Annotated in this window: 11 protein-coding genes; 9 read left to right on the top strand and 2 right to left on the bottom strand. The window is 61.6% G+C overall.

Going from position 1 to position 12,500, the window contains the following annotated elements:
- Positions 1–28 precede the first annotated feature (28 nt).
- From AC0L4F_RS09260 to murD, 5 genes are all read left to right on the top strand, one after another.
- Positions 29–1,510, top strand: a complete 1,482-nt coding sequence (locus AC0L4F_RS09260; RefSeq protein WP_244687633.1) for a UDP-N-acetylmuramoyl-L-alanyl-D-glutamate--2,6-diaminopimelate ligase — start codon at positions 29–31, stop codon at positions 1,508–1,510.
- Complete coding sequence (locus tag AC0L4F_RS09255; RefSeq protein WP_244687631.1) at positions 1,507–2,901, top strand: UDP-N-acetylmuramoyl-tripeptide--D-alanyl-D-alanine ligase; 1,395 nt, start codon at positions 1,507–1,509, stop codon at positions 2,899–2,901. Before AC0L4F_RS09260 ends, AC0L4F_RS09255 begins: the two co-directional genes overlap by 4 nt.
- A 20-nt stretch (positions 2,902–2,921) precedes the next feature.
- Positions 2,922–4,004, top strand: a complete 1,083-nt coding sequence (mraY, locus tag AC0L4F_RS09250; protein WP_244687629.1) for a phospho-N-acetylmuramoyl-pentapeptide-transferase — start codon at positions 2,922–2,924, stop codon at positions 4,002–4,004.
- Positions 4,005–4,026: 22 nt separating this feature from the next.
- Entirely contained in the window at positions 4,027–4,611 is a 585-nt protein-coding gene (locus AC0L4F_RS09245; RefSeq protein WP_244687627.1) for a hypothetical protein, read from the top strand.
- Positions 4,612–4,681: 70 nt separating this feature from the next.
- Positions 4,682–6,085, top strand: a complete 1,404-nt coding sequence (gene murD / locus AC0L4F_RS09240; protein WP_244687624.1) for a UDP-N-acetylmuramoyl-L-alanine--D-glutamate ligase — start codon at positions 4,682–4,684, stop codon at positions 6,083–6,085.
- 67 nt (positions 6,086–6,152) lie between these two features.
- Here murD and AC0L4F_RS09235 read toward each other — a convergent pair whose 3' ends face one another.
- The gene (locus AC0L4F_RS09235) at positions 6,153–6,872 is read right to left on the bottom strand and encodes a hypothetical protein (protein WP_244687622.1); all 720 of its coding nucleotides are present in this window, start codon (positions 6,870–6,872) and stop codon (positions 6,153–6,155) included.
- Positions 6,873–6,949: 77 nt separating this feature from the next.
- Positions 6,950–8,128, bottom strand: a complete 1,179-nt coding sequence (locus tag AC0L4F_RS09230; RefSeq protein WP_244687620.1) for a BaiN/RdsA family NAD(P)/FAD-dependent oxidoreductase — start codon at positions 8,126–8,128, stop codon at positions 6,950–6,952.
- Positions 8,129–8,396: 268 nt separating this feature from the next.
- On the opposite strand from AC0L4F_RS09230, the gene ftsW reads away from it, so the two are divergent.
- The 4 genes from ftsW to AC0L4F_RS09210 are packed head-to-tail and all read left to right on the top strand — an operon-like array spanning position 8,397 to position 12,400.
- Positions 8,397–9,563 carry a putative lipid II flippase FtsW gene (ftsW, locus tag AC0L4F_RS09225; protein ID WP_244687618.1) on the top strand — a complete coding sequence of 389 codons (1,167 nt, stop codon included), beginning with the start codon at positions 8,397–8,399 and terminating at the stop codon, positions 9,561–9,563.
- 52 nt (positions 9,564–9,615) lie between these two features.
- Complete coding sequence (locus tag AC0L4F_RS09220) at positions 9,616–10,740, top strand: UDP-N-acetylglucosamine--N-acetylmuramyl-(pentapeptide) pyrophosphoryl-undecaprenol N-acetylglucosamine transferase (protein ID WP_244687616.1); 1,125 nt, start codon at positions 9,616–9,618, stop codon at positions 10,738–10,740.
- On the top strand, positions 10,737–12,143 hold the full coding sequence (gene murC, locus AC0L4F_RS09215; RefSeq protein WP_244687614.1) for a UDP-N-acetylmuramate--L-alanine ligase: 1,407 nt from the start codon (positions 10,737–10,739) through the stop codon (positions 12,141–12,143). Before AC0L4F_RS09220 ends, murC begins: the two co-directional genes overlap by 4 nt.
- Entirely contained in the window at positions 12,143–12,400 is a 258-nt protein-coding gene (locus AC0L4F_RS09210) for a DUF2484 family protein (protein ID WP_244687612.1), read from the top strand. Before murC ends, AC0L4F_RS09210 begins: the two co-directional genes overlap by 1 nt.
- Positions 12,401–12,500 lie beyond the last annotated feature (100 nt).

Below are 12,500 nucleotides of genomic sequence, written 5' to 3'. Positions count from 1 at the left end.
CCATGATCGGGCCAGTACCGGGGGACGCATGACATCCAAAACCTTGGCCGATCTTGGCCTGAATGCTCGCGGCGGGGCCGAAGCCGAGATTACCGGCATCACGGTAGACAGCCGCGAGGTGAAGCCCGGTTTTCTGTTTGCCGCTCTGCCGGGCAGTCAGGTCCATGGCGGCGAGTTCATTCAATATGCCCTGCGCATGGGCGCGTCGGCGATCCTGACCGATGCCAAGGGCGCGCGCATTGCAGCCGATGTTCTGGATGCGTCGCATGCGGCGTTGATCGTCGCCCAGGATCCGCGTCAGGTGCTGGCATTCACATCGGCGCTTTGGTTTGGTGTACAGCCGCGCCACATGGTGGCGGTGACCGGCACAAACGGCAAAACCTCGGTGTCGACCTTCTGTCGCCAGATCTGGAATCTTCTGGACCTGCCCGCAGTCAACCTTGGCACCACCGGGGTTGAAGGCAGTTGGCAGGCCCCTCTGGCCCATACAACACCGGAACCGGTGACTTTGCACCGGGCGCTGGCGGCGGCCGCCGAAAACGGCATCACCCATGCCGCGATGGAGGCCTCTTCCCATGGGCTTGACCAACGGCGGTTGGACGGGGTGCATTTGCGGGCGGCGGGTTTCACCAACTTTACCCAGGATCATCTGGACTATCACAAGACCTTTGACGCCTATCTGGCGGCCAAATCCGGTCTGTTTACCCGCGTTCTGCCCGAAGACGGCGTTGCGGTTCTGAACATGGATGACGATGTGATTGCGCAGCTGGAGCCGGTGGTCACCGTGCGCGGGCAACAGGTTCTGCGGGTGGGGCATGGCCCGGAATGCGATCTGCGTCTGGTGGCGCAACGGTTTGACACCACCGGTCAGGATCTGCGGTTTGAATGGCAGGGCCAACCCCATCAGGCGCGGTTGAATCTGATCGGCGGATTTCAGGCTGACAACGTTCTGATGGCTGCGGCGCTGGTGATTGCGGCAGGGGCCGAGGCCACACAGGTGTTCGACACCTTCAATGATCTTGAAAACGTGCGCGGCCGGATGCAACTGGCGGCGACGCGCGGCAATGGTGCGGCGGTTTTTGTCGATTACGCCCATACGCCGGATGCAGTGAAAACCGCGCTGACGGCTTTGCGCCCGCATGTGATGGGCCGCTTGATCGCCATTGTGGGGGCCGGCGGCGATCGCGACACCGGCAAACGCCCGCTGATGGGCGAAGCGGCGCGCGATGCGGCGGATCTGGTGATTGTGACCGATGACAATCCCCGCAGCGAAGACCCCGGCGACATTCGTGCCGCCGTCCTGCAGGGCGCCGGACCCGAGGCAACAGAGGTGGGCGACCGCGCCGAGGCGATCTTGCGCGGGGTGGATATGCTGGGCGCGGGCGACGCGCTTTTGATATGTGGCAAGGGCCATGAAAGCGGCCAGGTGGTCGGAGATACGGTCTATCCGTTTGACGATGTCGAGCAGGCCAGCGTGGCGGTCGCGGCGCTGGACGGGGTGCAACCATGACGCTTTGGCACGCACAGGATGCGGCGCGGGCGACGGGTGGACAGGCCATTGGCCCCTGGCAGGCGACAGGCGTGTCCATCGACACCCGCACCCTGCAAACCGGTGATCTGTTTGTGGCGCTGAAAGCGGCGCGGGACGGCCATGAATTTGTGGCGCAGGCCTTGGCCAAGGGCGCAGCGGCGGCCATGGTCACCCATATCCCCGAAGGCGTGGCCGCGGATGCGCCGTTGCTGATTGTCGATGACGTGTTGACCGGGTTAGAGGCGCTGGGCCGTGCCGCACGTGCGCGCACCGACGCCCGCGTTGTTGCGGTCACCGGCTCGGTCGGCAAGACCTCGACCAAGGAAATGTTGCGTAAGGTCCTGTCGGCCTTTGGCCGCACCCATGCGTCGGTGGCCAGTTACAACAACCATTGGGGCGTGCCGCTGACCTTGGCGCGCATGCCCGCCGATACCGAATTTGCCGTGATCGAAATCGGCATGAACCATCCCGGCGAAATTGCACCGCTGTCGCGCATGGCACGGCCACATGTGGCAATGATCACCATTGTCGCCCCGGCCCATCTTGCGGCCTTTGGTGACATCGCTGGCATCGCCGCGGAAAAGGCCGCGATCCTTGCCGGGTTGGAAAACCGTGGCGTCGCCGTCTTTAACGCCGAGGTCGAGACCGCCGCCATTCTGCGCGAAGCGGCGGAACGCGCCGGCGCGCAATATGTTGGGTTTGGCGGCGTCCCCGAGGCCGATCATCAGCTTTTGCAGGTTCAACTGACCGATGGCACGACACTGGCGACGGCACGTGATGCCTATAGTGAAATGACCTATCAGATTGCCGCCACCGGGCGACATTTTGCGATGAACGGTCTTGGGGTGCTGGCGGTCTGTGATGTGCTGGGGCTGGATCGGGCGGTGGCCATGGCCGCGCTGGGCGAATGGCATCCGGTGCAGGGCAGGGGCGAGCGGCAAAAGGTTTCGCTGGACGATGCCAGGACCATTGAATTGATCGACGACAGTTATAATGCCAACCCGGCCTCGATGGCGGCGTCGCTGGCGGTGCTGTCGGCAACATCCCCCGACCGTGGCGGTCGGCGCATCGCCTGGCTTGGCGATATGGGCGAGCTGGGCGAGGCCGCCCCGACGCTTCACGCCGCGCTTGCCAATCAGATGGATGACATCGACCTCGTGCATTGCATCGGCCCACTTTGCAGACATCTCTGGTCTGCCTTGCCACAGGAAAAACGCGGCGCATGGTGCGACACCATCGGCGGGTTGGATCTGGATCTGGCGGGGGCGTTTCAGGATGGCGATGTCGTCTTGGTCAAAGGATCAAACTTTGTCGGCCTGTCGGCGCTGGTTGACGAAATTCGCAAAATGGGCCACAGCAGCCCACAATAAGTGGTAGAAAAGGGGCGAACATGCTCTATTGGTTGACAGGCCTGTCAGATGGCGGAGATTTCTTTAATCTTTTCCGCTACATCACCTTCCGGGCGGGCGGGGCCTTTATGACGGCGCTCATCTTTGGCTTTTTGTTTGGTCCGCCGTTGATCAACGTTTTGCGCCGCCGTCAGGGCAAAGGTCAGCCAATTCGTGATGATGGCCCCGAGGGTCATCTGGCCAAGGCAGGCACCCCCACCATGGGCGGGCTGTTGATTGTGGGGGCCTTGGTGACATCGACCCTGCTCTGGGCGCGGCTCGACAATCCTTACGTCTGGATGGTTCTGTTTGTGACGCTGTCCTTTGGTCTGATCGGATTTGCCGATGATTATGCCAAGGTGTCCAAACAAAACACCAAGGGCGTGCCGGGGCGCGTGCGGCTGTTGCTGGGGTTCCTGATCGCGGGCATTGCCGCCTATTGGGCCACGCTCTATCACCCCGAAGAATTGCAATATCGTCTGGCGCTGCCGGTGTTGAAAGACACGCTGTTGAACATGTCGGTGCTGTTCATCCCCTTTGCGATGTTTGTCATTGTCGGGGCGGCCAATGCGGTCAACTTGACCGATGGGTTGGATGGATTGGCCATCATGCCGGTGATGATCGCCGGCGGCACGCTGGGCGTGATTGCCTATGCGGTGGGGCGGGTCGATTTCACCGAATATCTTGATGTGCATTACGTGCCGGGCACGGGCGAGATCCTGATTTTCACCGCCGGGTTGTTCGGCGGCGGTCTCGGGTTTCTGTGGTATAATGCGCCGCCTGCGGCGGTCTTCATGGGCGACACCGGTTCACTTGCACTGGGCGGCGCGCTGGGGGCGATTGCCGTCGCCACCAAACACGAGATCGTGCTGGGCATCGTCGGCGGTCTTTTCGTGGTCGAGGCGCTGTCGGTCATCATTCAGGTGCTCTATTTCAAACGCACCGGCAAACGCGTGTTCCTGATGGCCCCGATCCACCACCATTACGAGAAGAAGGGCTGGGCCGAGCCAACCATCGTGATCCGGTTCTGGATCATTTCGCTGATCCTGGCGATCATCGGGCTGGCCACATTGAAAGTACGGTAATTTCCGGCAAAGGGGTTTGGGCATGAAGACTATTGTTTGCAGCTGTATGATGGCGGCCGTGTCTGCCCTGACCATGGCCCTGCCTCTGACCTTGGCCCCGGCGATGGCCGATGCGCAGCCCAAATCGGTGATCATTTCCCTGTGTCAGGCGGGTTTGGGCGCGGGCACCGAAACCGAGCTTGCCGAATTTCTGGCCGGTCCCTGGCAGATGACCGCACCCGGCACAGGCTTTACCACCGGCACCAATCAAATGGTTGTCGATCTGGCGGTTGATCCGGCGACCGGTGGATTGCGCATGGGCGGTGGCGGTATGTCCGTGCCGCTGGTGCCGCTGAATGCCGCGCTTGAAGCGGGCAATATGGATTGGCCAGAGCCCCCGATCGACATGTCGGTTGCGGCCCTGACCCCCGGCGGATTGACGCAACAGGATGTCGAGGTGCTGACCGGCTGCGCAGATCCGCTGCGCTATTGGTGGCAATTCGGCAAGGGCGACCGCCGCAGCTGGGGGGCGCTGATGTTTTTCGGCAATGATGATGCGGTGGGATATATGGCCAACAGCGCCGGCGGCACGCGACAGGTGCAATTGCATCGGGCCGCCGCCAACTGAGCGGTTGCGGGGTCTTTCCTATTCGCGATCAATCCGCTAGCGCTGGATCAACGCAAAAAGGGTGGCGAAGATGATCCCAGTGACCGGGTATGAAAATCACAATGTGGCGGTGCTTGGGCTTGGGCGCTCTGGTCTTGCGGCGGCACGCGCGCTGGCGGCGGGTGGGGCCGTGCCGGTCTGTTGGGATGACAATCCGGGCGCGCGTGATCGCGCCGAGGCAGAGGGCTTTGCCTGTGCCGACCTGACGAAACAGGGGGCGTTCGACGCGATTGCTGCGCTGATCGTCTCTCCCGGCATTCCGCATCTCTACCCGAGCCCAAATCCGGTTGTCGCTGCCGCGCTTGACGCCGGCGTGCCGGTCGACAATGACATTGGATTGTTTTTCCGCTCGCTGGCCAATGATGGCTGGCACAGCTACGACACCGCGCCGCGCGTGGTGGCGGTGACCGGATCAAACGGCAAATCCACCACATCGGCCTTGATCCATCACATTCTGGAAACCACGGGGCGCGACGTGCAACTGGCCTGCAATATTGGCCGGGGGGTGCTGGATATTGACCCGCCGGGGGATGGCGGCGTTGTGGTGCTGGAACTCAGCTCGTATCAAACCGAATTGGCGCGGGCGCTGACGCCGGATGTTGCGGTCTTTACCAACCTCAGCCCCGATCATCTGGACCGGCACGGCGGCTTTGGCGGATATTTCGCGGCCAAACGCCTCTTTGCCGAGGGCGGACCGGACCGCGCGATCATTGGCGTCGACGAGGCCGAGGGCAAATTCCTTGCCGGGCAGATGGCCGAAGGCCCGGGCGACGACCGGGTGATCCGGGTCTCTTCCGGCAGCAAATTGACGGGATCAGGTTGGAATGTCTTCGCCCGCAAAGGTTATCTTGCGGAGTTTCGCAAAGGCCGTCAGGCCGGGTCGATCGACCTGCGCACGATCAAGGGCCTGCCGGGGGCACATAACCACCAAAACGCCTGCGCGGCCTATGCTGCATGTCGCACGCTGGGGCTTGCGCCACGGGTGATCGAACAGGCCTTTCACAGCTTCAAGGGTCTGCCGCATCGCAGCCAGATCATCGCCGAAGCGGGCGGGGTGGTTTATGTCAATGACAGCAAGGCCACCAATGTCGACAGCGCGGCCAAGGCATTGGCCGCTTTCAAAAGCATTCGCTGGATCTGTGGCGGCCTGCAAAAAGAAGGTGGTCTTGACGGGCTGGGCGCGGCATTGGGAAATGTGGTCAAGGCCTATGTGATCGGACGCGAGGCCGCCGGATTTGCCATGGGCATGCCGGGGGTCGAGGCCGAGGTCTGTACCGATATGAGCACCGCCGTCGCACGTGCAATGCAAGACGCGCAAGAGGGGGAAACGGTCCTGTTGGCCCCCGCCGCGGCAAGCTTTGATCAATATGACAATTTCGAACAGCGCGGCACGGATTTCACCCAGAATGTATTGGCCTTGCTCGACACCAAATAGGCGCGGCCAATCGGCAACCGGGGCGGCCTAGGCTGCGAAACACCCTCTGGCACGGCGTGCTGGGGGGTTAGTTTTCCCGCGACGTCCCCGAGGCATCGCCAAAGATCGACTGACGCAACCGTTGCAGATGGCCCCGTGCCACAGCGTCGAGATGCACCACGCCGGGCTGGACCGGAATTTCCGGCAGGTTGAGGATGCGCGCAATGGCAAACCGATGTTCGCCGCCGCCGCTGCGGATTGCGCGGCCATTTCGGTCGATATGAACGAAAATTCCGCCATGTTCGCGCCGGAACCGGTCTGGAAGGGTGCTGCGCGGGCGCAATTGACCGGCGCGTTTCACGGTTTCAAACAGCGCATCAATGCGGTCATACCGCCGCTTCAGATCGTCAAGCGTGCGGCATTCATCCGATTGGCCGTTCTTGGCGATAATCTTCAGATGTCGTTCGAACAACCCCGTGTCCTGCCACGCCACGCCGTCGACGAAATGCGCCCGGCAAGCGAGGTATTTGGCGCTGTCCACAAGCGGCGTGATCGACAGATCCCAATCGCCGCCCTCGACATGGCCACTGTATTGGCGGCGAAATTTCGGGGCGCCTTGTGCCGGGTTTGGGACATAGGTGGCATGCACATCTGCCAAAGGCACAAAAAGGGGTTCATCGCTAAGCGGGGCATGGGTGCCAAACCGCATCCGGTTGGCCATATCGCGCGCAAATTTGCGCGGCACTTTTGCTTCGAGCGAGCGAAAGATATTGGTCGGTCGTAGCGGCGGATATTCGATAAATGCCATGCGGCCACCTGTTTATTGCAACAGGTATGTAACAGCCAGATGTAGGCTTTGTAAATATACTGGGACTGGTCTTGGGCTTAGGCTTGGGATCGGATCGCGCTGCCGGCGGCCCAGCCCGACGACCAGGCCCATTGAAAGTTATATCCCCCCAGCCATCCGGTGACATCCACCGCTTCGCCAATCGCAAAGAGACCGGGCAGGGATTTGGCCATCATGTCGCGCGAATTCAGCTCGTCGGTGTCAATGCCGCCGATCGTGACCTCGGCGGTGCGATAGCCCTCTGATCCTGTGGGTTTTTGCCGCCAATCGGCAAGCCCGTCACAGATCTCGCGCAACCGCGCATCGCTTTGATCCGCAAGGTTCCCGGCCAGCCGGAGGTCACCCGCCAGAAAATCCACAAGCCGCGATGGAAGATGCCGCGCCAGGGCCGTGGTCAGGTTCACACGTCCGGCGTTTTGGCGTGCGTCGCGCAAGGCCGCGAAAAGACCGGCAGGGGCCAGGTTCACGCTGATTTCATCTCCTTCGCGCCAGTAGGACGAGATTTGCAGGATCGCCGGGCCGGACAAGCCGCGGTGCGTGAACAGCATTGCCTCGTCAAAACCCGCCGTATTGGCGCGCGCGGTGACCGGCAATGACAGCCCCGACAAGCTGGCAAACCTTTGGTCGGAAAAGGTCAGCGGCACCAATGCCGGCCGTGTCTCTGTGATCTTCAGGCCGAATTTGGTGGCAATCTCATAGGACAGACCGGTCGCGCCCATCGCCGGGATGGATTTGCCGCCGGTGGCCAACACCAGGTTGCGGGTCCGCACTTCGGTTTTCTGGCCTTCGCGTTCGAGCAATACATGAAAATGCGTGCCATCATGGCGCAGCCCCTTGACCGAGGTCTTGAGCCAGAGATCCGCACCGGCCTCGCGCAGTTCCTGTACCAGCATGTTGACGATCTGGGTCGATTTGCCGTCACAGAACAATTGGCCCAGGGTTTTCTCATGCCAGGCGATGCCATGCCGGTCGACCAGGGAAATGAAATCCCATTGGGTATACCGCTTTAGCGCCGATTTGCAGAAATGCGGATTTTGCGACAGGAAATTATCCGGCCCGGCGTGCGTATTGGTGAAATTGCACCGCCCGCCGCCGGAAATCCGGATCTTTTCACCCGGCGCCTTGGCGTGATCAATCACAAGCGTGCCCGGCCCGGCATGGGCGGCGCACATCATGCCAGCGGCGCCAGCCCCGATAATCAACGTCTTTATGTCCATGTGGCAGCGGTGCCCCGATCCCGCGCAAAAGGCAAGGGGCGGCGGTGGAAACCCTCTGTCCTGGCGACGTGGTTGGGGCGGAAATTCTGTCTTTTTTCGGATTTTACCGCCTTCGGGTGCCGAACCTGACCTGCCAATGGCCCGAATTGGGCCTGACAATGCGCAAGGGGTGTCGCGCTTTCTTCTGGCCGGATAGGCAAAAAATCGGTACACTCCCGCTCAGACCCCGAAAACGGGGCGATTGAGGCAGTTTGAGTGGCAGGTTCCCATGACGGAAATGGTCTATGGCGCGGCACCCGTACGGGATGTCGAGCCGGTGCTCCCAAAATGGTGGCGCACAATCGACAAGATGTCGATGTCGTTTATCCTTATCCTTTTTGTGATCGGCATCCTGTTGGGATTGGCGGCTTCGCCCCCCTTGGCCGCCAAAAACGGATTTGAGCCTTTTCACTATGTGACCCGTCAGGCGGTGTTTGGCGGTGCGGCGCTGGTGGCGATGCTCTTGACCTCGATGATGTCGCCGGTGGTCGTGCGCCGATTGGCGGTGATGGGCTTTGCCGTGGCTTTTGTGGCGCTGGCGCTTCTGCCGGCCCTCGGCACCGATTTCGGCAAGGGCGCAGTGCGGTGGTACAGCCTGGGCTTTGCCAGTGTGCAGCCGTCCGAATTCCTCAAACCCGGATTTGTTGTGGTTGCGGCCTGGATGATGGCCGCCAATCAGGAAATCAACGGCCCGCCGGGGCGGATGTGGTCCTTTGGTCTGTGCATCACCATCGTGCTGATGTTGGCGCTTCAGCCTGACTTTGGTCAGGCGTGTCTTGTCATGTTTGGCTGGGGGGTGATGTATTTCGTGGCGGGTGCGCCGATGCTGTTGCTGGTGGCGATTGCGGGCTGTGTGGTGCTGGCGGGGACCGTGGCCTATTCCAGTTCTGAACATTTCGCCCGCCGGATCGACGGCTTTTTGACGGCGGATGTCGATCCCACCACCCAGCTGGGCTATGCCACCAATGCCATCCGCGAAGGCGGTTTTGTCGGTGTGGGCGTCGGTGAGGGCCAGGTGAAATGGTCGCTGCCGGATGCCCATACGGATTTCATCATTGCGGTTGCCGCCGAGGAATACGGCCTGGTGCTTGTGCTGGCGATTATCGCGCTATATGCGGGCGTCGTTCTTTTCTCGTTGGGGCGACTGATGCGCGAGCGCGATCCATTTATTCGGCTGGCCGGCACGGGACTGGCCTGTATGTTCGGGGTTCAGGCCATGATCAACATGGGGGTTGCCGTGCGGCTGTTGCCGGCGAAGGGCATGACCTTGCCTTTTGTCAGCTATGGCGGCTCGTCCCTGATTGCCACCGGCATCGCGGTTGGCATGTTGCTGTCCTTTACCCGGACCCGGCCACAGGGCGAAATCGGCGATATTCTGCGGGGACGGGTCAGGTGATCCCGACACTTCCATACTGCGCAATGCCCCGGTCTGACGTTGGGCGCATGGCATGAGCAAACGCACCAAGCTTCTGGTTATCGCGGCGGGCGGCACCGGCGGACATATGTTCCCGGCGCAATCCCTGGCCGAAGAGATGCTGGCGCGCGGCTGGCGGGTCAAACTGTCAACCGATGCGCGCGGCGCGCGATACACCCAGAACTTTCCGCATATGGTCGAGATTGATCAAATCTCTTCCGCAACCTTTGCCCGTGGCGGTATTCTGGCCAAGGGGCTGGTGCCGCTGCGCATTCTGGGCGGTGTTGCGTCGGCGGCCTTTGCGATGCTGCGCGACCGGCCTGCGGCGGTTGTGGGGTTTGGCGGCTATCCGTCGATCCCGGCGCTGTCGGCGGCCTGGATGCTGCGCCTGCCACGTATGATCCATGAACAAAACGGCATTCTGGGCAAGGTGAACCGGGTGTTTGCCAAACGCGTCGATGCGATGGCCTGTGGCACCTGGCCGACCGTCCTGCCCGAGGGTGTGACGGGCGCGCATACCGGCAACCCGGTGCGTGCCGCGATACTGGAGCGGGCCTGCGCCAGCTATATCCCGCCCGGCGACTACCCGATGTCGATCCTCGTGATGGGCGGCAGCCAGGGCGCAAGGGTTCTGTCCGATGTGGTGCCGCCTGCCATTGCCGGTCTGCCGATGGAGATGCTGCAAAACATCCGCGTCAGCCATCAGGCCCGGGGCGAAGACCACGAAAGGGTCACCCAGTTTTATCGCGACCATAATATTGACGCCGATGTACAGCCCTTCTTTCATGATGTGCCGCGCCGCATGACCGAGGCGCAATTGGTGATCAGCCGGGCCGGTGCGTCCTCTATCGCGGATCTGACCGTGATTGGCCGCCCTGCGATTCTGGTGCCCTATGCGGCCGCCACCGGCGATCACCAAAGCGCCAATGCCCGCGGCATGTCCGAAGCCGGGGCCGCCGTCGTGATCCCCGAAAGTGAATTGAACGTCGACCCGCTGACCGCGTCCATACATCAGATCCTGAACCAACCAGAGGGCGCATTGCATATGGCGCAATCGGCGCTTGGTCTGGGAAAGACCGGTGCTGCGCAGGATCTGGCCGCGATGGTCGAAGCTCTGGCCGAGGGTCAGACACCCACAGTGCGAAAGGATGCAGAATGAACGCAGCCGCCACCAAACTGCCCACGGATGTCGGGCCGATCCACTTTGTCGGCATCGGCGGCATCGGCATGTCCGGGATTGCAGAGGTGCTTTTGAACCTTGGCTATCAGGTGCAGGGCAGTGATCTGAAAACGTCCAAGATCACCGAGCGGCTCGAAGGTCTTGGCGCGCGGGTCTTTGTGGGGCAGAAGGCCGAAAATCTGGACGGGGCCGAGGTGGTTGTCATTTCGTCGGCAATCAAACCCGGCAATCCAGAGCTGGATGAAGCCCGCGCCAACGGTCTGCCTGTGGTGCGCCGGGCCGAAATGCTGGCCGAGCTGATGCGGCTCAAATCCAACATCGCCATCGCCGGAACGCATGGCAAGACCACGACCACCACCATGATGGCCGAGCTTATGGTCGCCGGCGGTTTTGATCCGACGGTGGTCAATGGCGGGATCATTCACGCCTATGGTTCGAACGCCCGGATGGGGCAGGGCGAATGGATGGTGGTCGAGGCCGATGAAAGCGACGGCACCTTCAACCGGCTGCCCGCGACAATCGGTGTTGTCACCAATATCGACCCCGAGCATATGGAGCATTGGGGTGATTTCGACAGCCTGCGTCAGGGGTTCCTGGATTTCGTGTCGAACATTCCCTTCTATGGTCTTGCGGTGTGTTGCACCGATCATGAAGAGGTACAGCGCCTGGTTGGCAAGGTCACGGACCGGCGCATTGTGACCTATGGCTTCAATTCGCAGGCCGATGTGCGGGCCGTTAACCTGCATTACGTCGGCGGCGTGGCGAAATTCGATATCGCACTTCAGGCCGAGGGCATGATGATCGAAGATTGCGCTCTGCCGATGCCCGGTGATCACAATGTTCTGAATGCCTTGTCTGCGGTGGCTGTCTGCCGCCATCTGGGCATGAAAACCAGTGAAATCCGCGACGCTTTGGCGAAGTTTGGCGGTGTTAACCGGCGTTTTACCAAAGTGGGCGAAGTTGATGGCGTGACCATCATCGACGATTACGGACATCACCCGGTTGAAATCGCTGCTGTGCTGAAAGCGGCGCGCCAGGCCTGTGAGGGGCGGGTGATCGCGGTGCACCAACCGCATCGCTATTCACGGTTGGAAAACCTGTTTGAAGATTTCTGTGCCTGTTTCAATGAGGCCGATGTGGTGGCGATTGCCGATGTCTTTGCCGCCGGTGAAGACCCGATTGCGGGCGCGTCGCGCGATGATCTGGTGGCGGGGTTGCGCCGTCATGGTCACCGCCATGCCAGTGCGCTGGCCGGGGCGGATGATCTGGCCGGATTTGTCCGTGCAAACGCCGGGCCGGGGGACATGGTGGTCTGTCTTGGCGCGGGCACGATCAGCGCCTGGGCCAATGCCCTGCCGGATCAATTGAAAGCGGCGGGTTGATGTCCCTGTCGCTGGTGCTTGCATGTCTTTGGGTCTTGGTCGCCAATCTGGCGGCGGCCTTGCCGTCGAATGACAACCATTGGCGCCGTGCCTATGCGCTGATTGCTGTGGGTGTGCCTTTGCTTGGGTTTGTCACCTATCAAAACGGCCCTTGGATCGGCCTGTTGACGCTGCTGGCCGGGATGAGCGTTCTGCGCTGGCCTGTGATCTATCTTGGCCGCTGGATGCGGCGCATGGCCGGGGGCGGCGCGCGTTAAGACCGCAGCGGCGGATCAGACCAAATAACCGGACAGGGTAAGGAATACCTCAGTTGCCGCAAGGGCATCTTCGCGACTAGGCTTTGTCAAACAAGTCGGG

This window comes from Marinovum sp. J2-8, assembly GCF_055808435.1.
This window is presented reverse-complemented; position numbering and strand designations above follow the sequence as displayed.

Bases quoted from the DNA above. Each gene is read 5' to 3' on its own strand.
- ftsW (WP_244687618.1), top strand. From the start codon at position 8,397: ATGACGGAAATGGTCTATGGCGCGGCACCCGTACGGGATGTCGAGCCG.
- murC (WP_244687614.1), top strand. From the start codon at position 10,737: ATGAACGCAGCCGCCACCAAACTGCCCACGGATGTCGGGCCGATCCAC.
- AC0L4F_RS09235 (WP_244687622.1), bottom strand. From the start codon at position 6,872: ATGGCATTTATCGAATATCCGCCGCTACGACCGACCAATATCTTTCGC.
- AC0L4F_RS09210 (WP_244687612.1), top strand. From the start codon at position 12,143: ATGTCCCTGTCGCTGGTGCTTGCATGTCTTTGGGTCTTGGTCGCCAAT.
- AC0L4F_RS09220 (WP_244687616.1), top strand. From the start codon at position 9,616: ATGAGCAAACGCACCAAGCTTCTGGTTATCGCGGCGGGCGGCACCGGC.
- AC0L4F_RS09255 (WP_244687631.1), top strand. From the start codon at position 1,507: ATGACGCTTTGGCACGCACAGGATGCGGCGCGGGCGACGGGTGGACAG.
- AC0L4F_RS09230 (WP_244687620.1), bottom strand. From the start codon at position 8,128: ATGGACATAAAGACGTTGATTATCGGGGCTGGCGCCGCTGGCATGATG.
- AC0L4F_RS09245 (WP_244687627.1), top strand. From the start codon at position 4,027: ATGAAGACTATTGTTTGCAGCTGTATGATGGCGGCCGTGTCTGCCCTG.
- murD (WP_244687624.1), top strand. From the start codon at position 4,682: ATGATCCCAGTGACCGGGTATGAAAATCACAATGTGGCGGTGCTTGGG.
- AC0L4F_RS09260 (WP_244687633.1), top strand. From the start codon at position 29: ATGACATCCAAAACCTTGGCCGATCTTGGCCTGAATGCTCGCGGCGGG.
- mraY (WP_244687629.1), top strand. From the start codon at position 2,922: ATGCTCTATTGGTTGACAGGCCTGTCAGATGGCGGAGATTTCTTTAAT.